Origin of the sequence: Brenneria rubrifaciens (genome assembly GCF_005484945.1) — a bacterium.
Classification (GTDB): Bacteria; Pseudomonadota; Gammaproteobacteria; order Enterobacterales; family Enterobacteriaceae; genus Brenneria; species Brenneria rubrifaciens.
Genome location: NZ_CP034035.1, coordinates 1,497,724 through 1,521,721, shown reverse-complemented (window position 1 = coordinate 1,521,721; position 23,998 = coordinate 1,497,724). Strand labels below are relative to the sequence as shown.

The 23,998-nt window shown below is 46.2% G+C and carries 25 protein-coding genes and 1 tRNA gene; 16 read left to right on the top strand and 10 right to left on the bottom strand.

Annotated elements, in window-relative coordinates; all coding sequences use genetic code 11:
- Positions 1 to 43: 43 nt before the first annotated feature.
- A complete protein-coding gene (locus tag EH207_RS07145) occupies positions 44 to 331 on the bottom strand; it encodes a putative quinol monooxygenase (protein ID WP_137713352.1) in 288 nt (95 codons plus the stop codon).
- Positions 332 to 515: 184 nt separating this feature from the next.
- Here EH207_RS07145 and pyrC point away from each other — a divergent pair, with 184 nt between their 5' ends.
- From pyrC to EH207_RS07115, 6 genes are all read left to right on the top strand, one after another.
- Positions 516 to 1,559, top strand: a complete 1,044-nt coding sequence (gene pyrC, locus EH207_RS07140; RefSeq protein WP_137713351.1) for a dihydroorotase — start codon at positions 516 to 518, stop codon at positions 1,557 to 1,559.
- Positions 1,560 to 1,664: 105 nt separating this feature from the next.
- Positions 1,665 to 1,904: a DNA damage-inducible protein I gene (gene dinI / locus EH207_RS07135; RefSeq protein WP_137713350.1), complete on the top strand. Its 240-nt coding sequence runs from the start codon at positions 1,665 to 1,667 to the stop codon at positions 1,902 to 1,904.
- Positions 1,905 to 2,086: 182 nt separating this feature from the next.
- Positions 2,087 to 2,344: a hypothetical protein gene (locus EH207_RS07130; RefSeq protein ID WP_137713349.1), complete on the top strand. Its 258-nt coding sequence runs from the start codon at positions 2,087 to 2,089 to the stop codon at positions 2,342 to 2,344.
- Between the two features lie 221 nt (positions 2,345 to 2,565).
- Positions 2,566 to 2,820, top strand: a complete 255-nt coding sequence (bssS, locus tag EH207_RS07125; protein ID WP_137713348.1) for a biofilm formation regulator BssS — start codon at positions 2,566 to 2,568, stop codon at positions 2,818 to 2,820.
- 415 nt (positions 2,821 to 3,235) lie between these two features.
- Complete coding sequence (locus EH207_RS07120; RefSeq protein ID WP_137713347.1) at positions 3,236 to 3,790, top strand: cytochrome b; 555 nt, start codon at positions 3,236 to 3,238, stop codon at positions 3,788 to 3,790.
- A gap of 29 nt (positions 3,791 to 3,819) precedes the next feature.
- Positions 3,820 to 4,395, top strand: coding sequence for a YceI family protein (locus EH207_RS07115; RefSeq protein ID WP_137715294.1), 576 nt, complete (start codon positions 3,820 to 3,822; stop codon positions 4,393 to 4,395).
- Positions 4,396 to 4,464: 69 nt separating this feature from the next.
- On the opposite strand, the gene trhO is transcribed toward EH207_RS07115, so the two are convergent.
- The gene (gene trhO, locus EH207_RS07110) at positions 4,465 to 5,532 is read right to left on the bottom strand and encodes an oxygen-dependent tRNA uridine(34) hydroxylase TrhO (protein ID WP_137713346.1); all 1,068 of its coding nucleotides are present in this window, start codon (positions 5,530 to 5,532) and stop codon (positions 4,465 to 4,467) included.
- 230 nt (positions 5,533 to 5,762) lie between these two features.
- On the opposite strand from trhO, the gene EH207_RS07105 reads away from it, so the two are divergent.
- The 3 genes from EH207_RS07105 to mdtG all read left to right on the top strand — a co-directional run bounded on the left by EH207_RS07105 (position 5,763) and on the right by mdtG (position 9,460).
- Positions 5,763 to 6,857, top strand: a complete 1,095-nt coding sequence (locus EH207_RS07105; RefSeq protein ID WP_137713345.1) for an NADH:flavin oxidoreductase/NADH oxidase — start codon at positions 5,763 to 5,765, stop codon at positions 6,855 to 6,857.
- 249 nt (positions 6,858 to 7,106) lie between these two features.
- On the top strand, positions 7,107 to 8,027 hold the full coding sequence (locus tag EH207_RS07100) for a Kdo(2)-lipid IV(A) acyltransferase (RefSeq protein WP_137713344.1): 921 nt from the start codon (positions 7,107 to 7,109) through the stop codon (positions 8,025 to 8,027).
- 218 nt (positions 8,028 to 8,245) lie between these two features.
- Positions 8,246 to 9,460, top strand: a complete 1,215-nt coding sequence (gene mdtG, locus EH207_RS07095) for a multidrug efflux MFS transporter MdtG (protein WP_137713343.1) — start codon at positions 8,246 to 8,248, stop codon at positions 9,458 to 9,460.
- 131 nt (positions 9,461 to 9,591) lie between these two features.
- Here mdtG and mdoH read toward each other — a convergent pair whose 3' ends face one another.
- The 4 genes from mdoH to EH207_RS07075 all read right to left on the bottom strand — a co-directional run bounded on the left by mdoH (position 9,592) and on the right by EH207_RS07075 (position 17,350).
- A complete protein-coding gene (gene mdoH, locus EH207_RS07090) occupies positions 9,592 to 12,141 on the bottom strand; it encodes a glucans biosynthesis glucosyltransferase MdoH (RefSeq protein WP_137713342.1) in 2,550 nt (849 codons plus the stop codon).
- On the bottom strand, positions 12,134 to 13,642 hold the full coding sequence (locus EH207_RS07085; RefSeq protein ID WP_137715293.1) for a glucan biosynthesis protein G: 1,509 nt from the start codon (positions 13,640 to 13,642) through the stop codon (positions 12,134 to 12,136). The genes mdoH and EH207_RS07085 overlap by 8 nt, the downstream gene beginning before the upstream one ends.
- A gap of 576 nt (positions 13,643 to 14,218) precedes the next feature.
- Entirely contained in the window at positions 14,219 to 15,892 is a 1,674-nt protein-coding gene (locus EH207_RS07080) for a methyl-accepting chemotaxis protein (RefSeq protein ID WP_137713341.1), read from the bottom strand.
- A gap of 1,179 nt (positions 15,893 to 17,071) precedes the next feature.
- Positions 17,072 to 17,350 carry a hypothetical protein gene (locus tag EH207_RS07075; RefSeq protein ID WP_137713340.1) on the bottom strand — a complete coding sequence of 93 codons (279 nt, stop codon included), beginning with the start codon at positions 17,348 to 17,350 and terminating at the stop codon, positions 17,072 to 17,074.
- Between the two features lie 607 nt (positions 17,351 to 17,957).
- On the opposite strand from EH207_RS07075, the gene EH207_RS07070 reads away from it, so the two are divergent.
- Positions 17,958 to 18,143, top strand: a complete 186-nt coding sequence (locus EH207_RS07070; protein ID WP_137713339.1) for a GhoT/OrtT family toxin — start codon at positions 17,958 to 17,960, stop codon at positions 18,141 to 18,143.
- A 129-nt stretch (positions 18,144 to 18,272) separates the two neighbouring features.
- Here the strand turns inward: EH207_RS07070 and EH207_RS18595 are convergent, their stop codons facing one another.
- Positions 18,273 to 18,509 (bottom strand): adenine nucleotide alpha hydrolase family protein, encoded by a 237-nt coding sequence (locus tag EH207_RS18595; RefSeq protein WP_377804931.1) that lies wholly within the window; start codon positions 18,507 to 18,509, stop codon positions 18,273 to 18,275.
- A 624-nt stretch (positions 18,510 to 19,133) separates the two neighbouring features.
- On the opposite strand from EH207_RS18595, the gene EH207_RS07060 reads away from it, so the two are divergent.
- Entirely contained in the window at positions 19,134 to 19,388 is a 255-nt protein-coding gene (locus EH207_RS07060; protein WP_137713338.1) for a biofilm development regulator YmgB/AriR family protein, read from the top strand.
- 346 nt (positions 19,389 to 19,734) lie between these two features.
- Positions 19,735 to 20,193: a cupin domain-containing protein gene (locus tag EH207_RS07055; RefSeq protein WP_137713337.1), complete on the top strand. Its 459-nt coding sequence runs from the start codon at positions 19,735 to 19,737 to the stop codon at positions 20,191 to 20,193.
- A gap of 382 nt (positions 20,194 to 20,575) precedes the next feature.
- Here EH207_RS07055 and EH207_RS07050 read toward each other — a convergent pair.
- Positions 20,576 to 20,663, bottom strand: a tRNA-Ser gene (locus EH207_RS07050).
- Positions 20,664 to 20,888: 225 nt separating this feature from the next.
- Here EH207_RS07050 and yccA point away from each other — a divergent pair.
- Complete coding sequence (gene yccA, locus EH207_RS07045; protein WP_137713336.1) at positions 20,889 to 21,548, top strand: FtsH protease modulator YccA; 660 nt, start codon at positions 20,889 to 20,891, stop codon at positions 21,546 to 21,548.
- 125 nt (positions 21,549 to 21,673) lie between these two features.
- Positions 21,674 to 22,003: a sulfurtransferase TusE gene (tusE, locus tag EH207_RS07040; RefSeq protein WP_137713335.1), complete on the top strand. Its 330-nt coding sequence runs from the start codon at positions 21,674 to 21,676 to the stop codon at positions 22,001 to 22,003.
- A 3-nt stretch (positions 22,004 to 22,006) separates the two neighbouring features.
- Here tusE and yccX read toward each other — a convergent pair whose 3' ends face one another.
- Positions 22,007 to 22,285 carry an acylphosphatase gene (yccX, locus tag EH207_RS07035; protein WP_137713334.1) on the bottom strand — a complete coding sequence of 93 codons (279 nt, stop codon included), beginning with the start codon at positions 22,283 to 22,285 and terminating at the stop codon, positions 22,007 to 22,009.
- Between the two features lie 212 nt (positions 22,286 to 22,497).
- Between yccX and hspQ the strand changes: the two genes are divergently transcribed.
- Positions 22,498 to 22,806: a heat shock protein HspQ gene (gene hspQ, locus EH207_RS07030; protein WP_137713333.1), complete on the top strand. Its 309-nt coding sequence runs from the start codon at positions 22,498 to 22,500 to the stop codon at positions 22,804 to 22,806.
- Between the two features lie 86 nt (positions 22,807 to 22,892).
- Here hspQ and EH207_RS07025 read toward each other — a convergent pair whose 3' ends face one another.
- The gene (locus EH207_RS07025) at positions 22,893 to 23,306 is read right to left on the bottom strand and encodes a CoA-binding protein (protein ID WP_137713332.1); all 414 of its coding nucleotides are present in this window, start codon (positions 23,304 to 23,306) and stop codon (positions 22,893 to 22,895) included.
- Between the two features lie 216 nt (positions 23,307 to 23,522).
- Between EH207_RS07025 and EH207_RS07020 the strand changes: the two genes are divergently transcribed.
- Positions 23,523 to 23,981 (top strand): methylglyoxal synthase, encoded by a 459-nt coding sequence (locus EH207_RS07020; RefSeq protein WP_137713331.1) that lies wholly within the window; start codon positions 23,523 to 23,525, stop codon positions 23,979 to 23,981.
- The last annotated feature ends 17 nt before the right edge of the window (positions 23,982 to 23,998 follow it).

Sequence of the window (23,998 nt, the reverse complement as noted above, 5' to 3'; positions counted from 1 at the left end):
GCCGAATTTGGCGGGTGTTTTTTACTAATCCCAAAACGTCTCATCATCCCAGGTAATTAAGCCGTCTTATCACCAGGCTTTGCGTTTTACCCTCCAGTTCAACAATCAGGCGCTTAAAGTGCGCGGTTTGCTCATGTTCCGCCAGTGCTTCCTGACTTTTCCAACGTTCAATAAACACAAAAGATCCCGGTATATCGACCTCTTTATGGAGATCATACTGGAGGTTACCCGGCTCCTGACGGCTTGGCTCTACAACGTTTTTCACCGCGGCGGTCACATTTTCAACAAACTTCGCTTTCGCTTGTACACTGGCAACGATCCGAATTTCCATGATAGTCCTTTATTCAATTGATTAAAAAGTGCCATTATGAAAGTCCAATTGCGCCTTAATTTCAAGCATTCAGCAACAAACGGATGCATTCTAAAGACTTTGCGCTTATTCTTATTCCCCGCCGTATTAGTCCCCAATCCACTGACAGATGATGTATTCTTACTGACCGCCGGAGCGCTATTCCATGACCGCACAGCCCACTTTTTTTAAAATTCGCCGTCCTGACGATTGGCACATTCATTTGCGTGACGATCTGATGCTGAAAACGGTTCTTCCCTATACCAGTCGTTTTTTCGGCCGTGCTATTGTCATGCCAAACCTGACGCCACCGGTTACCAGCGTAGCCAGCGCCATTGCCTATCGCGATCGTATCCTTGCCGCTATTCCAGAAGGCGATAATTTTCATCCTCTGATGACCTGTTATCTGACGGACACCCTGGATGTCACCGAAGTGGTGAGTGGTTTTGAGCAAGGCATATTCACCGCCGCCAAACTATACCCGGCCAATGCCACAACCAACTCCAGCCATGGTGTTACAAACATAGCCAATGTTGCACCTACACTGGAAAAGATGCAGGAGATCGGCATGCCTCTGCTGATCCATGGCGAAGTTACCGATCCGTCCGTTGATATTTTTGATCGCGAAGCGAGATTTATCGAATCAACCCTGAAACCTTTGCGCAAACAGTTTCCCGAACTGAAGGTCGTCTTTGAGCACATTACCACCAAAGAAGCCGTGCAGTATGTTGTCTCAGGTAACGAATATCTTGCGGCGACCATTACGCCTCAGCATCTGATGTTCAACCGTAACCATATGCTGGTTGGCGGCGTCCGCCCGCATCTTTATTGCCTGCCTGTTCTTAAAAGGAATATCCATCAGCAAGCCTTACGCGAAGCCGTTGCTGGCGGTTGTGAACGATTGTTCCTCGGCACCGACTCGGCACCACATACCAGACACAAAAAAGAATCAAACTGTGGTTGCGCTGGCGTTTTTAACGCTCCCGCCGCTTTAAGCGCTTATGCTACCGTTTTCGAGGAAATGGGCGCATTGAAAAAACTTGAAGCCTTCTGCTCACTGAATGGTCCGCGTTTCTACGGTTTACCGGTCAATGAAGACTGGATCGAGCTTTACCGAGAGCCAACCGCCTTCCCGGAAGAAATATCGATGGAGAGTGAGTCATTGATTCCTTTCATGGCTGGACAAAGCTTGAATTGGTCTGTTCGATAGAACATCCCTCTATCAATCTCATGGTAATGGGTTGAATTTTCCTGCATAGCTTGTTCTTTCCCATGATGAGCTGTATAAATAAACAGTTAAAATTTGGAGGCAGTTATGCGTGTCGAAATCACCCTTTCAAAGTCATCTCCTTTACCTACCGGTGCCTTAGAAGCGCTGCGACGTGAACTGGCGCAGCGCATTCATAGGCATTATCCCGATACGCCTGTTCAGGTACGCTATGCCGGCGTCAATAACCTGTCTGTCTTGGGGGCGAATAAAAATGATAAAGACCATATTTCTGAGATTCTGCAAGAAACCTGGGAAAGTGCCGATGACTGGTTTACACCCGAATGAGTAAGAAAAAACTGACTGTGCGTGTTAATACATAGGATTTCTACAGCACCACCTATGCTTTACCCACAAGCATGGTGTTCCGTCTGTCGAGAGCCTTGGCTGGATGATAAGTTATACCCGATAAATGTACAGTGAGTTAATATGGGCATTTCGCCAATGTGTTAGGACGGAGGATACCTATTATGACAGTTGAAAAGCCAGAAGAAGCGATGACATTCGGTGAACTGCTCGAGTTAATCGCTGAACAGCAGCGAAAAATCGATGTTCTGGAGCTCGCATTTTCGTCCCTGGTGTTCTGTCTTGATGAAAAAGAGATCCAACTTATGATCCATAAGCTGGAATTGGAATCACAAAACGAAACCCGTGACCCTTTGATGAAAAAAAGTCTTGCCCGTTTTGTTGATACATTAGAGAAAAATGCAGGTCTAAATACCGAGTAGTGTTTTCATGTTTTTTCTCTTCTATCGCATTATCGTTTGGGGCAAGCGGGTATTCGTCCCAAACGCTTTAATTGTCCTCCGCCAATTTTTTTGCAAAAAACTTGAAAATATTTTCCATAAATTAAATAAGCAACGATATACTAAAGCGGCCCTTCTAAATAAGGGGACGTCTTAAACCTCGTTAGTCACTCATGTTAGTAACTAGTCATTAAGGGGTAATTATGGATAGAAAAAGTGAAGTTATTCAGACACATCCTCTTGTAGGTTGGGACATCAGCACCGTTGACAGTTATGATGCCATGATGATCCGTTTACACTACTTATCCACTGCGGATCAAACACCAGACGAAGCACAAGTTGACCGGACGTTATGGTTAACAACCGATGTGGCCAGGCAACTGATATACATACTTGAAGCCGGCATTGCTAAAATCGAATCAACTGATTACCAGTCCAGTGATTATCGTAAGCATTAGTTGTTGATATCGCTTGTTAATATTTTTAATACCAGATTTATCTCATTCCATGATTAATAACAACACCGTCCTCATGACGGTGTTGTTATTTTATGCGCTGTTAATATCTCTCGTCACAGCATAAAAAATAATCACAGGGTGCATCATTAATCAGCTAATAAATAAATTATTAATGGGACAATTTATTCACATAAAGGCGGTTACCCGCCTTACGCTATTAAAATGATTCTCGATGGCGGACTTATTTTTCCGTCATCTATGTTGATTGTATTGAATAAAACATGAATTTAAATTCAAAAAAATTGTCCGACATCGCAATAGCGTAACGAATTGAAATTTTATATTGCATTTGCTTTTTTTCATGTTTAGTTTTTGGCTAGTTGATAACGTTATCTTTATGAGAGGAGCTCTCATCATGCTTTGGCGCAATACCTCTTCCCGTTACGGACATATCAGCATTCTTCTTCACTGGATATCCGCACTGACTATTTACGGCATGTTTGCGTTGGGACTCTGGATGGTGACATTAGGCTACTATGACGTGTGGTATCACCGGGCGCCTGAAATTCATAAAGGCATCGGTATCCTGTTGTTCGCTGCGATCATTTTCCGGGTTTTCTGGCGCTTTATTTCCCCGCCGCCAACGCCATTAAGCAGCTATTCTACCTTTACCCGCGTCAGTGCCACGCTGGTACATATCGCCTTATATGTCATGCTGTTTGGCATTTTAATCAGCGGCTATCTGATTTCTACTGCGGAAGGCCAACCTATTTCAGTTTTTGGCTGGTTCTCTGTTCCGGCCATAGTAAGCGGTTTGGCGGAACAAGCCGATATCGCAGGCACCGTGCATTTTTATCTTGCCTGGGTGGTAGTAGCTCTCTCAGCACTACACGGTTTAGCCGCATTAAAGCACCACTTTATTGATGGTGATACGACGTTGAAACGGATGTTGGGTCGCAACATCTCTTAACCTTATAAATTTATGGAGAAAAACCAATGCTGAAGAAAACCCTGCTCAGCCTGACTGCTCTTTCTTTATTGGCTTCCGCCAGTTCTGCACTTGCGGCAGATTACAAGTTTGATAAAGAAGGCCAGCACGCATTTATCGAATTTCGCATCAAACACCTCGGTTACAGTTGGCTTTATGGTGGTTTTAATGATTTTGACGGTTCTTTTACTTTCGACGAAAAGAACCCTGCGGCAGATAAAGTGAGTGTCTCCATCAATACTAATAGCGTCGATACCAATCACGCTGAGCGTGACAAACACATCCGCAGCGCGGACTTCTTAAACGTGGCGAAATATCCGCAGGCAACATTTACATCGACGGAAGTGAAAAAAGACGGTGATGAATTCGATATCACCGGCAATCTGACCCTCAACGGGGTCACTAAACCAGTGAAGCTGGATGCAAAACTAATGGGTCAGGGTGATGATCCATGGGGTAATTACCGTGCCGGTTTTGAAGCTGAAGGCACAATCAAGCTGAAAGACTTCAACATTACGACCGACCTGGGCCCTGCATCTCAGGAAGTGGAATTGATTATTTCTGTTGAAGGCATTCGTCAGAAATAAGGTGACGCTGACGCGCCACCGGGATTACCGTACCCGCCCTTTCTGTTATGAAAGGGCTTTTTACTGAACCTATTCCATACTTTCATCAGAAGAAGGAGAAGGGATATGCAAGTTAGATTTCAATAACCCTTTAGATTTATTAAAAATTTTCATTCCATTTTCGCGGCCGCTGCGCCTTACCCTCTGTTCCGGCAACGGAAGCTTCATCTCTTCCTGGCAGTTAGCGCTACAACACCCTTCATATTTTTCAGCACAGGACGGACACTGAATAAATAACAGATGGCAGCCTTCGTTACGGCAGTTAATGTGGCTGTCACAAGAGGTACCGCACTGATGGCAATGGGCGATGACATCATCAGAAATACGTTCCCCCATCCGCTCATCAAAAACAAAGTTTTTACCCATAAATTTCAGCGGTAATCCTTTCGCTTTCGCCTGACGAGCATATTCAATGATACCGCCTTCAACATGGTAAACATTTTCAAAACCATGATGCAGCATAAAAGCGCTCGCTTTCTCGCACCGAATCCCCCCGGTGCAGTACATGACGATATTTTTATCACGCTTATTATTAAGCATTTCCACCGCCATCGGGAGCTGCTCGCGAAACGTATCGGAGGGCACCTCTATTGCATTTTCAAAATGCCCGACCTCATATTCGTAGTGATTACGCATATCAACGAATAGCGTGTTAGGGTCCTCGGCCATCGCGTTAACCTGCTCGGCTTTCAGATATTGGCCGACATTCGCCGGATTAAACGTGGGATCGTCAATCCCATCCGCAACAATTTGCTCACGGACTTTCATTCTCAGAACCCAAAACGATTTTCCATCATCGTCCAGAGCAATATTCAGGCGAATCCGATCAAGCGCGGAATGTGCGTTGAACAATACCGTTTTAAACGCGTCAAAATGATTATTCGGCACGCTGATTTGAGCATTAATACCTTCCGCCGCGATATAGACGCGACCAAACACATTTAATTGCTGGAATTGAATATACAGACGATCGCGGAACGCTTTCGGCTCATCAACCGTAAAATATTTGTAGAAAGAAACTGTTGTGCGCGGCTCGGTTTCTGCAAGCATACGCGCTTTCAGTTCCTTATTGGAAACCCGGTTATGTAACACTGGCATGGTGTACTCTTCCTGTCTTCATTAAGGCTAATCATTGCTTTCCGCCGTCCCAACCTGATCTGACGGACAAAACCGTCGGCATCATACCTGATAGCGTCGCCGCTGTCAGGACGTGAAATAGGCGGCATAATATGAAATAGTGATCTCATTGTACGCAGAGCATCATGTTTTTTAACCTGGATCGTTCTCCTCCAGATCTTATGAGAAAACCACAATCTAAGGTCGTCACTATGAGTCAGCTATTCTCTCCCGTCTCTCTTGGTAAACTTACGTTGCCTAACCGCATTATCATTGCGCCTATGTGTCAATATTCCGCGGATGAGGGTAAAGCAACGGCGTGGCACACCATGCATTTAGGTAACCTTTCGCACTCAGGTGCGGGGTTGTTAATCATCGAAGCGACGGCAGTGGTACCGGAAGGCCGCATCTCTCCCAAAGACTTGGGATTATGGGATGACATAACGGAGCAGGCTCTTGCGCCTGTTATTCAGGCGGTGAAACGCTATTCAGATATGCCGCTGGGCATCCAGCTTGCGCATGCCGGGCGCAAGGCGTCAACGGATGTTCCTTGGGGAGGACGCGATTTTCTGCGTCTAGAACAAGGAGGATGGCAGACCGTGGCGCCCTCAGAGATCCCTTACCATGATACTGATGACGCTCCGCAGGCGCTGTCGGAGCAACAGATTCGTGAATTGACGGCTGCTTTTGTCGACTCGGCAAAACGTGCAGATCGTCTCGGCTTTGACCTGATAGAACTGCACGCCGCCCACGGCTACCTACTGCATCAGTTTCTTTCTCCGCTGGCCAATCAACGTACGGATAAATATGGCGGTTCATTGCAGAACCGTCTGCGTCTGCTCCTAGAGATTTATCAGGCGGTACGTGACGTCTTCCCCGCCCATAAAGCCGTAGGTGTGCGAATCTCGGCAACAGACGGCGTTGACGGCGGCTGGGATTTGGCGCAATCCATCGAGCTCTGTAAAGCCTTACATAAACTAGGCTGCGATTTTGTTCATGTTTCCAGCGGCGGGATGTCTGCGAACCAGCAAATTCGTCCGGGGCCAAACTATCAGGTTCCTTATGCTCAGCGCATTAAACAGGAAGCCGGCATGAAGACGATAGCGGTCGGGCTAATCACCGAACCTGAACAGGCAGAAGCCATTGTTGCGACGGGCGAAGCCGATGCGGTCGGGCTGGCTCGTGCGATCCTCTTTAACCCACGTTGGCCGTGGCATGCGGCTGCCAGGCTGGGCGCTCAAGTAAGCGCGCCTCCACAGTTCTGGCGCGGTAAACCTCACTACGTTGAGGATATATTCAGACAGTAATTCATGACTGGCGATCCTCACTGATCGCCATTTCACCACCGCGTTGATGTCACCATGGGTCAAAAAACATCATCAGAAGATGATATTATTATGCCAATTCCATTTTTTGTATAAAAATCAGGCTGAAAGACGTTGCCAGTTTGTTTTCTCAAGAAACTACCGCAATAATCTATCCTGCTGAGTAAAATTTTATTCATTCCTTTTAACGGTACGTGTGCTGATCAGCACCGGAATATTGATACTAAGGCCATGACACAGATCCCCTCGTTTAATCGTTCACTGTTACACCCACGTTACTGGGTAACCTGGCTGGGTATCGGAATGCTTTATCTCATTGTCCTGTTACCCTATCCCTTTCTTTATTGGATAGGCACCCGACTCGGACATCTGTCCATGCGTCTGTTGCCGCGCCGTGTCGAGATTACCACCCGCAATATTGAACTCTGCTTCCCCGATATGCCGCTGACGGAGCGAAACGAACTGGTCAGAAAAAATTTCGAGGCCGTCGGGATGGGGATTCTGGAAACCGGTATGGCGTGGTTCTGGCCGGATTGGCGTATTGAGCGCTGGTTCACTGTCAAAGGCGTCGAGCATATCACCCGCCTGCGTGAACAAAACTGCGGTATTCTGCTTATCGGACTGCATTTTCTGACGCTGGAACTCGGTGCGCGCATCTTCGGTATAAGAAACGCGGGGATCGGTGTTTATCGCCCCAACGATAATAAATTAATTGATTGGCTCCAAACCTGGGGCAGACTGCGGTCGAATAAAAGCATGCTGGACCGTAGAGATCTGAAGGGCATGATCCGGGCGCTAAAACAAGGCGAAATTATCTGGTACGCGCCCGACCACGACTACGGTCCGCGCAGTAGTGTGTTCGTTCCCCTGTTTGCGGTAGATAAAGCGGCAACCACGGTAGGAAGCTATATGCTGGCTAAATCGGCCCGCCCGGCTATCGTGCCTTTCGTTCCCCGCCGTCTACCGAACGGGAAAGGATACGAACTGCTGATCCAATCAGCAAAATTGGATATTCCTGTGGAAAACGAAGCGGCGACAGCGGCATGGATGAACAAAATCGTTGAGCAGAATATTCTGTTAGCCCCCGATCAATACATGTGGCTACATCGTCGTTTTAAGACCCGCCCGGAAGGCGAGCCCTCATTGTATTAATCGTCCCGGTCTTCCCCTCCATGCCATTGTCGTGGAGGAGACCGCCCCTCCATACCATCTGTCTGAAAAATTGAACGATTCTTGCTAATCAAGCATCTACGCCTTGCCGAGCTAGGGTAAGCGGCTCATACTAATTACATTGTCTGCTATGTAATATTTTCTTTTCGCCTCACCAATTGCCGTCCATCCAAAAATAGCAATAACAAGCTCGGAAAATTATGACACCAGAAACGGAACCGATTGATTGGAAGCGTAACCTCTATGTTACCTGGCTGGGTTGCTTTTTCACCGGTGCCGCATTCAGCCTTGTCATGCCGTTTCTTCCCCTCTATGTTGAACAGCTCGGCATCACGGGCCACAGTGCGCTGAACATGTGGTCGGGGATTGTTTTCAGCATCACGTTTCTTTTTTCTGCCATCGCTTCCCCTTTCTGGGGACGACTCGCCGATCGTAAAGGGCGCAAACTGATGCTGCTGCGTTCTGCGCTTGGGATGTGTATTGTTATGGTTTTGATGGGATTAGCGCAAAACATTTGGCAATTCCTGTGCCTTCGGGCAGTACTTGGCGTCCTGGGGGGCTTTGTTCCCAATGCAAACGCTTTGATCGCTACGCAGGTTCCTCGCAATAAGAGTGGCTGGGCCTTGGGAACACTATCCACAGGTGCGGTGAGTGGGGCACTAATCGGCCCGCTGATTGGGGGATATTTGGCGGATGTTTATGGATTACGTCCCGTCTTTTTTATCACAGCCGGCGTGCTGTTTATCTGTTTTCTGATCACACTGCTATTTGTGCAGGAACGTTTTACCGCGGTACGTAAAAAGGACATGCTGAGCGGTCGTCAGGTGATTACATCTCTGAAGAACCCCAGGCTGATTTTGAGTCTGTTCATAACGACGTTAATCATTCAGGTTGCATCGGGTTCGGTTATCCCCATTCTTACCCTATTTGTTCGCGACTTAGCTGGGACGACACAGAATCTCGCCTTTATTAGCGGCATGATCGCCGCCATTCCAGGTGTCTCAGCACTGCTCTGCGCGCCCAGGCTAGGTAAGCTGGGCGATAAAATCGGCCCGGAACGTATTCTGATTGCCATGCTGATTATGTCCGTTCTGCTGCTCATTCCCATGGCTTTTGTTCAGACGCCCTGGCAACTGGGTATACTGCGTTTCCTGTTAGGCGCTGCGGACGGCGCATTGCTCCCGGCCGTGCAAACGCTGTTGATTTATCATTCCTCCCATCAGGTAGCGGGACGAATTTTTAGCTATAACCAGTCATTCCGTGATGTCGGTAACGTCACAGGCCCCATCATCGGCGCTTCCATTTCAGCTAATTATGGCTTCCGCGCGGTATTTATCGTGACGGCTCTGGTCGTCTTGATCAATGTCATCTATTCCTGGAGGAGTTTACAACGGCGTACTTCAAAACCTGAATGATGAGGAAAAAAGGAAACGTCAGGCTGACGCACGCAACACTCTCCCCGGCAGATAGCTGAATGGCAATAGAGACAACAACAAAAAAAGCAACAGTCAGGACTGTTGCTTTTCGCATACCGATTGAAGAAAGATCAGCCTTTGATTATAGGCGCCGAGACTCTCCGATAGTAGTCGGACCACGCGGCATGCTCGCCAGGCTTCTGCCACACAAGATAATGCAGGCGGGAAATCGTCACCGGATCGCTGAGTAACGCCAAACGCTGATTATCACCTACCTCTTCTGGTTTGCGACTCAGCGCGTCAAGGACGTTCTGCTCGCGCGCCTCTTCAATAGCCCGACTGAAACGATGGCGTGCTGTTGCCATCGCACTGGCAAGCGCATTGATGGAAGGGTCAAACACAGCCTGAATGAACCCGTTCTCCAATTTGCGTTGGCGGTTCAACTGGCAATATTCATCCGTTGCGACAAGCTCACGCGGCGGTTCGTATTCTTCCGGGATCAGCAACAGTTTGGCGCGCTTACACGCCAGCCCCAACGAGGCCCGGCTGGAATAAACAGAGACAAACGGCGACAGGATCAATGAAAACACAATTGGCGCCAGCCACCACAGAAAACGCAGATCCAGCCACGCCATGCCGATCGCCCAGACCAACCCCAGCGCCAACTGGGAACCGTGACGGACAAATGCTTCACCCCACGATGTCGCGTCATCATCACGCTGAGGCGATTTCCATTGAACAGACCACCCAAGGAACGCGCTGACCACAAACACGGTATGAAACAACATCCTGACCGGCGCCAGAAGCACCGAGAACAGCACTTCCACCAGAAGCGAAATGAATAAGCGGAACATACCCCCGTAGGCTTTCGCGCCCTTTGCACAAATCAAAATCACGCTTAACAATTTTGGCAGGAACAGCAATACCAGCGTGGTCGAGAATAGTGCGATTGCCAGCTCGGGCCGCCATTGCGGCCAGACAGGGAATAACTGTCTGGGTTGCAGGAAATACTGTGGTTCCATCAGGGTATGCACTACCTGCAAAGCCGTCGATAGCATCAGGAACATGAACCATAACGGCGCGGAAAGATACGACATGACCCCGGTAAGGAATACGGCACGATGCACCGGATGCATCCCTTTGACCAGGAACAGACGGAAGTTCATGAGATTACCATGACACCAGCGACGGTCGCGTTTCAGTTCATCCAGCAGGTTCGGCGGTAACTCCTCATAGCTACCCGGCAGATCATAGGCGATCCAGACTCCCCATCCGGCGCGACGCATCAGCGCAGCCTCAACAAAATCGTGGGAAAGAATAGCGCCGGCGAATGAGCCTTCGCCTGGCAGCGGCGCCAGCGCACAGTGTTCAATAAACGGTTTCACCCGGATAATGGCGTTATGTCCCCAGTAATGGGATTCACCTAACTGCCAGAAATGGAGCCCGGCGGTAAAGAGCGGTCCATATACACGTGTGGCAAACTGTTGACAGCGCGCATAAAGGGTGTCCATGCCAGAGGCTTTCGGAGAGGACTGGATAATCCCTGCATTCGGGTTCGCTTCCATCAGCCTGACGAGTGATGTCAGACATTCGCCACTCATGACGCTGTCGGCATCCAGAATCACCATGTAACTGTACTGATTGCCCCAGCGACGGCAGAAGTCGTCAATGTTGCCACTTTTACGTTTTACACGGCGGCGGCGGCGGCGGTAAAAAATACGCCCCGCACCGCCCACATCCCGGCAAAGCTCCATCCAAGCTCTTTGCTCTGCAACGCAGGTATCAGGATCGTTACTGTCGCTCAGCACATAGATATCGAAGTGATCGAGCATGCCGGTTGCTTCAACGGACTCATAGGTAGCACGCAGCCCGGCAAACACGCGTTCGACATCTTCGTTGCAGATGGGCATGATTAGGGCGGTACGATGGTCCGGGTTAAGCGGCTCATTATCGACCGTAGTAGACGAAATGCTGTATTTATCGCGTCCAATCAGCAGTTGCAGGAATCCCATCAAGGCTGTCCAGAACCCGGCGGAAACCCAACAGAACAGCACGGCAAACAGAACCAAAATGCCACTTTGCAGAACATAAGGCAGTATCTGCATCAGCGAACGCGTCAAAGGCTGATGGGCCATTTCAAACGGATCAATCAACGACCAGCCTTGATAAGGCAGGATTGTCTTCATGTACCATGTTGCAATAGCCGTTTGGAAAAGCGTCAGTATCAACAGAATATAACGTCGGATCGTTCCGACCATGCGCCATCGGCTTTCAGCGATCCGTTCTTCAGGACTGGTTTGGAAACGAGGTGGCGCAGAACGACCCAGCAGACTTTCCCACCAGCGAACCAGCGGGTTAGTACGCCAAATATCAGGAAACATGGACGCACGAGTGATTGTCGGCATGGCCTTTAAAGCCGTTCGCCCTTCCCTGTCTTTACCCAGTTGTTTGCCATCGTTCAGCGCATCAGGCCAAGCCATTTCCAGCCGGGCTTTAACCGAGTTCAGCGAAACATCTTCTTCCACCTGAACATTGACCTGCTCACCTTCTGACAATACCTGATGCAAAACGGTCTGTTCGACCTTAGCGGAATGCGGTAGCTTTTCACGCAGTGCCCCTGCCTCCTCAGCAGACAAGGGCAATTTCTCAATATAATCGAGAAGAGAAGTTGACTTATTCATTAGCAGGTAGCTGATAACTCCAGGTTTCAGTCAATGTTGTCTCACCATTAACCAAGGCCGCTCTCATTTCCGTTGGCTGTTTATTGTCTTTCACACGCAAACGCAGTGTCAGACGCCAACCTTGAGTCACAGGATTGTAACGAACGCTATTCTCAACAATTTCACCGTTTTCGCCAATACTGACCTGCGATGCCACTGGCGTCGCTTTATCCATCTCTTTCAGCGTCGGACCAACAAAATCGACGAGAAAAGCGATAGAGCCATCAGGTTGACGGATCAGATTGGACTGCTTCACATCGCCGGTAGAACGACGGGTTTGCTGAACATAGGCGATATCGGGTGAATGTAACAGATCCTCATCGCGGGTGAAGTGCAAACGATACCGGATATCCAGCGGCTTACCGGTTTCCGGTAACACATCCGGCGTCCAGAACGCAACGATGTTATCGTTTGTTTCATCAGCCGTCGGGATTTCAACCAGCTCGACTTTACCTTTGCCCCACTCGCCTCTCGGCTCGATCCAGCCACTTGGACGTAAGTCATAGCGGTCATCAAGATCTTCATAAGCGGAAAAATCGCGGCCACGTTGCAACAGACCAAACCCTTTTGGGTTCTCCACGGCATAAGTACTGACAGAGAGATGTTTGGGATTATTCAGCGGCCGCCAAATCCACTCGCCATTGCCGGCATGAATCGACAAGCCGTTAGAGTCATGCAGCGCCGGGCGATAGTTCAGCGTCGGAGAAGGCTGATTTGGCCCAAAGAGAAACATACTGGTCAGCGGCGCGATGCCCAGCTTGCCCACCTTGTCTCGCAGATAAACTTTCGCTTGAACATCAATTACGTTATCGCGTCCCGGATAAACGATAAAGCGATATGCGCCTGTCGCACGAGGCGAATCCAGCAATGCGAAAATTACCAGATGCTTATCGTTTGGCTTGGGCCGTTCAATCCAGAACTCACGGAAGCGAGGAAACTCTTCACCAGAAGGTAGCGCCGTATCAATGGCCAGACCACGCGATGATAATCCATAAATCTGCCCTTTACCGACCACTCGGAAATAGCTGGCACCCAGCATGCTGACGATTTCATCGTCCTTATCCGGGCTATTTATTGGGTAAAGCACTTTGAAACCGGCAAAGCCGAGGTTCTTCACGGTTTCGGGATCATGGTTGACGGAGCCAAAATTAAAGTAATCGGCTGAATATTTAATCTCGTTTACCGTGGTTGCCGTCACTTCATTAATTTTCACCGGTGTATCGAAATACATCCCTTGATGATAAAACTGGAGCTTGAAAGGCGTTTTTAACGCGTTCCAGTATGATTTTTCGTGATTGAAATGAATCTGCTGATAGTCAGCAAACTTCATATCACGAAATTGTGCCGGAAGATTGCTTTTCGGCGTCTCAAAACTCTTAGCCGCCAGCTTTTCTGCCTTTTGCGCCACATCGTCAATAGTAAATGCCCAAGTCGGTGCTGCACTTAAAGACAACAGAACCATCGCTGAAATCCAGCCAAGACTGGCAACTCGCTGTTTAATTCCAAATTTATTAACCAGCACAACTCCCCCTGTATGTGTGCTTCAATCAATTAAAATCCATACTAATGGATAAGTTAGCTTTCCGACAACTTGATAAAGAGATGGTTCATCATAATAGGTCAGTGTTTGAGCAACAAGAACATCAAAAGAGGATAAATCGGGTCAGAAAAATTAATAACGAATATCGTCTATAGCGGCCAACCTGTAAGAATATCGGCAAATAAGCAGCAATCCCAAACAGCTACCGTTGCAGGCCATTCAAGAGCTGGCCATTACCTCATCCGTGCCAGTTGGCAAAAGACTCATTGCCTGAAAAAATCGGAATATTTACGACACCGAAAATGCAGAATAGGAAAAATCTTAATTCGATGATGCCAACAAGATTGAAATAAAATTAATCAAACCTAACCCCAAGTGTAGCGAGTGAATCAATCAAGTGTAGCGAGTAAATCAATATTGAAGGGATATAATTAAGAAATACCGCCAATGAGTGATTCAATGGCGGTCTCGCTAACTGAGTAATACAGGTAAATCAGATTAAAATGATGTCCACTCTGCTGAATCCCCTGCCTTTTTCTCCCGCGTACCCGCCGCACCGTTAGCCGCCAGCAACACTGGAGCGACTGGTGTTTCCGGTTTTTTCACGACAGTCGAGGCCGTATAACCAGTACCCAGTTTGAAAAGGCTGACCGTCTGCGTCAGGCTGTGCGCCTGATCCTGCAAGGAAAGTGCGGCAGCGGCGGATTCTTCGACCAACGCCGCGTTCTGCTGGGTGGTGGTGTCAATCTGACCGACCGCCAGATTGATCTGGTTAACGCCATCACTCTGCTCGCGGCTTGCTTGTGAAATTTCACTGATGATGCCGTTGACACCTTGAACATTCATCACTAACGAATTCATCGTGACGCCAGTCTCTTCCACCAGCCCCATACCCGCCTGAACCTTATGAAAAGAATCATCGATCAGCTCTTTGATCTCTTTTGCGGCCGTTGCGCTTCGCTGAGCCAACGCGCGGACTTCACTGGCCACGACGGCAAATCCTCTGCCCTGCTCACCAGCACGTGCCGCTTCCACCGCTGCATTCAGGGCAAGAATGTTGGTCTGGAAAGCAATGCCATCAATCACTCCAATGATTTCCGACATACGCTGCGAGGAATCTCTGATACCACGCATTTCCTGTGTCACCCTGGCCATCATATCGCCGCTTTTCTTCACCGTCTCAGATGTGCTCGCCGCCAACTCGGTTGCCTGAAGGGTATTATCTGCCGTATTTTTGATGGTTGATGTCAATTGCTCCATTGATGATGCCGTTTCTTCCAGTGAACTTGCCTGCTCCTCCGTCCTGGCCGAAAGATCCTGGTTACCCGCCGCAATCTGGGACGCCGCGCTTGAAATGGTTTCGGCACCGTCCCTGACCTGACTGACAATCTGCCGCAAACTGGTATTCATATGATGCAACGCCGCAAGCAGCATGCCCGTTTCATCTTTACGGTTGATCCGAATTTCGGATGTCAGATCACCCCGAGCGACGTTTTCGGCCACCACCAGCGCTTCTTTTATCGGATGCGTCACACTTCGGGTAATCAGCGAAGCGATAATCAGGCAGGCAATCACACTGACAGCCATAATGATAGTCAGCAGAATCAGCGCTTCGCGGTAGCTGGTCGATACCATTTTTGCGGAGGCGGCCATTTTGTCATTCTGCACATCAATAAAATCACTGACCTTTTTGGTGTATTTTTGCTGAGTAACGCGGGTAACATTGAAGTATTCATTTGAAGCAGCGCTAATATTCCTCTCAACAATTGATGCAATGAGCTTATTTGCCGAAGCAAGATAATCACGCCGTATCTCCGCGATACTCTGTAAAATCGCTTGTGACTCATCATCACTGACAGATTTTTGCAGATCATCCATTAATCTGGATATTTTCGGTGTGCTTTCTTTGGTCACTTCTAATTGCTTTTTGATCTCGGCTTCCGACTCAAGCAATAAAAGCAATTGCTGGTTATTAAGATATCGACTCAACTCCTCAATGAGCTGATTCCCCTTCACCGTCAATGGATAAACTTCAGAGACAATACTTTCCATTTTACGGTTAAAATCAGTCAACTTGGAAATGGTAATACTGCCGACAATCAACAACATTAATATCAAAAAAGAAAAACCAGCCCCTAGCCGATATCCTATACGCCAATTAGCTAAACTCATTTCATTCTCCTTTACTCGTCCTTTCTATCTGCATCAGGACCAATTCGTCCCACTTCATTCCTACAACAAAATGGAATGCCGTTATTGGTCAGTGCTTATAGTCCAATGAACCACTTTTATTAAAACCCATGAATCCAAGGCTTGGCATGTATGAATCCTGGTGATAAATAGAAACAATCGCCGAGCGGCAACATCACTGAACAACATAGCCAACAGTGAAAAACGAATAGCGACACACAAACTTCCCAACCAACTGATAAATAATATAATTTATACTCCAAGGCTAAACATAGTGGTTAATGAATTCGACGCCATAACACAAACCCAAAACAATTAGCAAACAAATTATTTATATTTAACCAACCAACTTTGCCTGTTGGCATAGAAAATCCAACCATTATGTCTAGAATGAAGATTAATTATTCACTCTGGACGAGAATTGGGGAATCGACTTAATCCGTTTAGCACTGAAAGGAGTATCGGCGCGTAATCGATAATCTTTATTTTTTATTTATTCTAAAAAAAAATCATCAACATATCTATTTAATCGATCATTTTTTATTAATTAACCCATTTATTTAATAAATGATGTTATTATCAATCGATGGGATAATAACTTTAACAGGAAATGATTGGAATAATTTATAACATTTTATTTCTAATTAATTCTCGTAATTAAAAAACCTTTCATTATTAATAATGTTAATTTATTAAAACAGAAAGAGATAAAATATCTGTGGTGGCTAAATATCCTCTCTTTACAAAACATTCAGATTAAGATAATTTTCTTTCCAGTGAGACTCACATTCCATCCGGGCATTGGGAATATAATGTGATTTAAGACAGTAATGAGGATTGTCAATTATCCAGATTACTAACGAGGAACCATCATAAATAATGTTTCTTTGTGTATAGATAACTATAAAATAGCCATCTTTACTCTCACTCTTGTAAATCTCATATCGATGAGATTCTGATGTATTGTCTTGCAAAAATATTAATGTTTCCTTCAATGTTCCCCTCACCATAATGCCCTCCATATATCACATGAATAGCGTTTATCGGCAAAAAAAAGGGGAAAATAATGCTCTGAATTACAATAGGTGATTTTTATTACATAAAATTAGTACGCCATGACACTGTGTGGGCATCGCGTCATGGCGTACTTGATAGGCAGGGTTATTTTTTCTTTGAAATGCGCTTAGGCTTAACTTTAAGTAACTCTCTGATTTTTTTTATTTCTTTCTGCGACAGTGGCGTCTCTGCCACTTCTTCGGTGCCCTGATTATCAACAGATTCTACTGAAGGCACAGATAAAATGTCATTTTCATCAAAGCTTCTGAGTAATCGAGCACAAACTTCAGCACTGATTGATACTTTATTCTCAAGGGCAGAAGCTTTGATTTTCTCTTTCAAATCCGATGGGATTTTCAACGATAGACTAGATATCTCACTCATTTTATTACCTTTCTCGTGGGATAAAACACCAAACTATGACACTCTTTATACAAAGTCCATACTGAAACAAAAATTTAATATTTTTGTCATATAAAATATAGCTGATTATCTCACTCTAATTGGTTTTACTTTTTTGCCGGAAAACAACTTATATAATATGCTTGCTTATTATCACAATATCAATTAATGGCCTTTGCTTTTCCTCCCTCTAGTGATCATTTATTTTGTCACTTCATTTTATAGCCAATAGAACGCTATCCCTCTGCCCGCGCCAACCGCTATGTTTATTAAACATGCAGAACTAGAGAAACAAGGATAATCTCCCCGGATCAACAAAATTAACACCTGGATTAGGTTTTCTATGACTGACTCATCAGAAAAATAAAATGATTAAGCCATAATATTAAACGAAGCTGGTAGCAGCCACTAATATAGACGTCTAGACGTCGTGTTCATGCTCCAGAACAGGATCAGTAGCCCGTTCGTGATGCTTCCGCGGAGTGACGAAGCAGATTTAGTCAGCGTATAAGATGACTGAGTTAAAAAATTGATCATAAAATATTAACGGCATAGAATGCAGCCGCTTTGAGAACATAAGGAAAAAAACGTGCCACCTCACTCCGAGTGGGAGCTGATTAAGCTCATTTACTTCATCGGTTTTGCGATATCAGTACTGGTCACTTTGCTGCTAAGCAAAGACAAATCATTGCACATCCGATTACTTGCTTCGCTACTGGTCGGGCTGACTTGGCCTTTAAGCTTCCCCGTTGTATTGCTCTTCTCCATTTTCTAATGATGAGCGCGTTTGATTGGGCAGCAGCAGAGAATGCATGCCTGAACACATATCAGCGTGCTCAGAAAACCTGAAAACACCGACGGCAGCCTAGCGAACGCCTCAACACCGATGTTTTGGCATGCCGCACTATGGCAGCCGCTTTCGAGTCGAGAAGATATCTATTAACACCAGGTCAGCATTTATTTTTTCCGCCATCTGCAAGACTTCCTCCTGCGGCATACCAAAACTCATGCTGAATGATAACCTTGATACCGGAAGATCAAAGGTTTTCAACAGTGCTTTCAGCTTATCATTAGCTTTGACAAAAGCCTCGTTCTCAAACGCATTAATCCCAAAACAATAGGCGGTTAAAAGAGCGGACACATCCGAGCGCGCATGAAAAGAGGCAACGTGGCACCTGATATTATTGCCATTCTTACTATGTGCATAAGCGCATTCTTGGTTAACAACTCCTCGCCAAGATCAACGGGCACTAAAATGGTTGTGTACATGACAGCCCCCCTTTCTAATGACCTTTTTGTAATAAAAGCGTAGCGTGCCTTGCGTTAAAGAAAGATGATCTTGTTTACTTTTATAAACATAATGTCATGGAAAAAACTTGCGGTGACGATCTCCTCTGGACGACAGCCCAGTCCGGTGAAACTCAATTCGTTCATAACGCCGACGCGAGTATCAATGACCGCACTACTTTATCGAGACTTCCTGCGTTATATATATCGACAGCATTGCCGGGAATAAGAAATTTTCCACATAAAAAACACTTATTTATCAATCTGATATTTTATTGTTAATCTTTTCCAAACGATCTCGCTTACTGGCTTTACCAATATTTTATCTTCAAATTTTGGGTGTTATAGCCGATATGCGCTAAAATTAATAAGTCATCCCATAACGGGCTGGCCGCGATCTGTTTTTTTCTCAATATCCTAATAGCTTGGTATCAGTTGCCAACCAAGACAATACGGACCTCACTCTGGAGGATCATCGATGCGCGAAGACACACCCCAGACAAATAAAGATAAAGCAGCCTATGCATATGCTGAAAATCAGATGGATGACATTACGATACTGGGTCATATCGTTGATGAAATAATCCAGGGTGGCGATGCGGTGACCAATAAAGCCATTATTTCAAAACTGTTACATAAGATTGATATAGAAACAGATACATTAATTTTAAACAAATACCGGGCCTTGCTGGAGTTGGTCGTCCATAAAACACAGGATGACGTTGTCATTTAATTTCCCTCTGACGCGAGTTAAAAATAACAGTTTCATCAAAGAGATACATTCTTATTCTTATGATATAAGCTCGTCATTTTTCAAATTGCGAATGAAACGACGTAAAAGATTTCACAGCTTTTCGTTTATTATTTAAAATAAGTTCACTCCAGCAGGCCTCTCCACAGATATTAACATAATTCAATCGCTCGTTATCCTGCCAGACGTCATCGCCTTGTACATGGCAAATCGGAGAAAAACGGTGTAACATCCTGCACACTATAAAACACGACCAACGCGCTTCAGAAGTACAGTAATTCACAAAAAGATTCAACAAGTAAAAACATATTACACAGGGTTTCAGTTAATGAAAAAAACAACGTTACTTCTATTATCAGTCATCGCCAGTTCATCCATGCCAATGGCTGGGCATGGAGAATCATCAAAAGCAGCGAGCCATGATACTGCGCGGATACCTGCAATTAAGTTAATCAATACGACAGGCAACCATTCTGCTTTTTTAAAAGGAAGCATCCCAGCATTAGAAAAGCTCCCTTCACAACAATTCTGGATCAATAACGCCACTGAAGATTGGGAAAAAAGTTTTCATCCGGCCCCAAGAAAACAGTATGTCCTCACACTGAAAGGTAAATTGAAATTTAAAGTCAGCGACGGTTCTACATTTATTCTTTCCCCCGGAACCGTACTTCTTGCGGAAGATACCCATGGCGAAGGACACAGTTGGGAAATGGTCGAGGGCAATGAATGGGTGAGAGCATACCTGCCTATCATCAATAACAAAGACTACTTTATAGCTGATAAATAATGAGGTTTTATTGAAAACCTCAGCCAAAGATTTAATGCCACTCTCTTAATCTGGTTAATCAAGAGGAAACACAGAGATGAAGTCAACACACGGATGTTTCATATATCCTCATGAGCTAATTAACATCAAAAACTACAAATTAACTCATTAAAAAGGAATCAATATTGCCAGTCTTTGATAGAGAAGGACAATGTCATTTTTATTTAAACAGCAGATAATAATGACCAACACCCGATAAGGAAAGAATATTTCAAAATCAACAACATCCATTTTCGCAGTCGGGAATAAATAGCACAATGATAAATACCATGCTCTTTCGGAATATTCTTTTTATATCTTTTAGCAAAAAAGAGGCTAGCCTAAGCTAACCCATTGAATTGATTGGCGGAGGAGTAGAGATTCGAACTCTAGAACGCTTTCGCGTCGCCGGTTTTCAAGACCGGTGCCTTCAACCACTCGGCCACTCCTCCGCAATGACGCGCACTATAAACAGAGTGCTGAGTCTTGTAAAGCGTCGTTGCGTTCAATTGCCTGAAAAATAATCGCCTCAGATTTAAATGCCCGCAAAATCATCATAGTGTTCATAAATATAGCGATTTACAGCGTAAAGAAGGGTAAACCCCCTTTAATAACGTTTGGTAACTATTTATTCTTTGAAGTTGGATAATGGCACCCTGATAGAGAGAGTCGCTAATATGGATCGAATTATTGTTTCTTCTACACGTGAAAGCTCGTTACTCAGTACGCATAAGGTGTTGCGTAATACCTATTTTTTGCTGTCGTTGACCCTGGGATTCTCTGCGGTTACAGCAACCGCGAGTACCGTACTTAATTTGCCGGCCCCTGGCCTGCTGTTAATGCTGGTTGGTTTTTATGGGCTGATGTTTTTGACCCATAAGTTGGCAAATAGTCCGGCAGGCATCCTGGCCACGTTCGCACTCACCGGTTTTATGGGATATACGCTTGGCCCCATCCTGAACTCACTGATTACGTCTGGCGCAGGTGACATCGTGATGCTGGCACTGGGCGGCACCGCATTAGTCTTCTTTTGCTGTTCGGCCTATGTTTTAACCACCCGTAAAGACATGTCTTTCCTGTCCGGTATGATGATGGCAGGCTTTGTCGTGCTGGTTGTCGCGGTCATTGCCAATCTGTTCCTGCAAATCCCAGCCCTGCACCTGGCGATTAGCGCATTGTTCATCCTGTTCTCAGCGGGTGCGATTCTCTGGGAAACCAGCAATATTATTCACGGCGGCGAAACCAACTACATTCGCGCGACCGTTAGTCTGTATGTCGCGCTCTACAACATTTTCGTCAGCCTGTTAAGCATTCTGGGCATTATGCGTAACGATTAATCTTACCTACATGTGCGAATTCGAAAAGCTCCACATTAGTGGAGCTTTTCTTGCTTGGAGCAAAGGTTCTTAGCATCAGCAAACTTTGCTAAAATTCGGCACATTCGTCATTCATCCGGGAAAACATTTTGCAGTTTGAAGGTCGTATCATCGAAACTGATGCACAGGGATACCTGATGCGTAGCGCTGACTGGAGCGAAACGCTGGCATTACTGCTGGCTGAGCAGGAGAACATTCAACTTACTGACGCACATTGGGAAGTGGTTCGCTTTGTTCGGTCGTTCTATCTTAAGTTCAATACCTCGCCAGCGATTCGTATGCTGGTAAAAGCGATGGCACAAAAATACGGTGAAGAAAAAGGTAATAGCCGTTATCTGTACCACTTGTTCCCAAAAGGGCCAGCGAAACAAGCGACCAAAATTGCGGGTTTGCCAAAACCGGTTAAATGTATCTAACCGCTAATAGCGAATTTTGAACCCCTCATAATCGATCGTGCCGCGGGGTTCAATCAATACCTTTTCGACACTGGCGCTGCGTGGCCCCCCTTGTTTCAGCCACTTTACCAATTGCTCCACTTCCAACCGGCCGCCGCTAGCGACAACCTCCACACTCCCATCATCGTTATTGCGAACATAGCCGCTAAGACCGAGTTCGACAGCACGACGTTGCGTGCTATAACGAAAGCCCACGCCCTGTACGGCGCCGTAAACATAGGCGGCGATTGATATTTTATCCATCCTCGCTCTCCTCTTTTATCATCATGCTGCCAATCTACGGTGGTGCATTTTCTGCACCAGACTGTATCTTCTCCAGATTTACACCATACTTTAGGTAGGGTGTTCAGCAGAGCTGCGCTTTATAAAAAAACGACAGCAACACGATGCAACCGACTTGAAAAAAAGCTTAAAGCACCCATTTAAAGAGTGCCATTGTTTTCTCAGGAGGTTATATGATTATCTGTAAATTTGGTATCGGACAGCAGATTCGTCATAAACTTCTGGGGTATCCAGGCGTTGTTATTGATATCGACCCTGAATATTCATTGGAATCCCCAACGTGGGAGGAAATTGATGCTCATGACACACTGCGGACAGCCCCTTGGTATCACGTGGTGATGGAGGACGATGCAGGGCAGCCTATTCATACTTATCTGGCAGAAGCTCAGTTAATGCAGGAAGAAGCCAACCCCAACTCCCCCCCTTCCTTAATTGAGCTGGCAGAAGTTATTCAGCAAAGAGCGCCGCGACTTCGTCACTGAGTCGCGTTCTGCAATAGAATCTATTAGTAAATCACCATCCATAGCGTTTACCGGTTCAGGTAACCCAACCGGTAAACGGCACATGACTATTTCTCTAATCCCAAACGCGGGATTTCAATTTTAGGACACCGGTCCATCACCACGTCCAATCCGGCCTCTCTAGCCAGAATGGCCGCCGGTTCATTAACGACCCCGATCTGCAACCACAGCACTTTTGCACCAACAGCAATCGCTTCCTGCGCAATACCATAAGCCGCCTCTGGTTGGCGGAATACATCAACCATATCGATACGCTGCGGGATGTCGCCCAGTCGGGCGTATACCTGTTGTCCCTGCAACACCTGACCAGCCAACTTTGGACTTACCGGTATGACGCTGTAACCCTGCTCAAGCAAGTACGCCATAACGCCATAGCTTGGACGCGTCATTTTCTCGCTGGCGCCGACAAGCGCAATGGTTTTTACCGTCGTCAACACAGTTTCGATTTCGCGGTCTTTCATTTTGGTCGGCCTCTTTTTGTTTCAAGTTTTACAGTTATCGCACCATCATCAGATAAAAAACATATCTCATCAATTTGGCGCTTTTCTGTTCACTTATGCCAGATTTTTGGCAACGCTTTGTATTTTTCTTTCTTATCCCTTTGCACTGAAACGGCGATTCCGTAATCTGTTCGCACTACTTCGACAGCTTTGGCATACCGATTGAGGGATATCACCATGCAGTTCACCGCCCGCACTATTGCCGCACACAAACATATTGCGTTGGTCGCACACGATCATTGTAAGCAAGCCCTTCTTGACTGGGTTGCCACCAACAAGAAACAACTTTCCGACCATAAGCTTTACGCTACCGGGACCACCGGTAATCTAATTCAATTGCATACCGGCCTTCCTGTGAAAAGTATGCTAAGTGGCCCAATGGGGGGCGACCAGCAGGTCGGAGCCCTGATCTCTGAAAAGAAAATAGACATGATGATCTTCTTTTGGGACCCACTTAACGCCGTCCCTCACGACCCGGACGTTAAAGCGCTGCTGAGATTGGCCACCGTATGGAATATCCCGGTTGCCACTAACCGCTCAACGGCTGATTTTTTGATTAACTCAGAACTGTTTAAACTGCCAGTAGAAATAACCATCCCGGATTATCAGCGTTACTTGCAGGATCGCTTAAAATAACGCCGCGATTTTAGCAA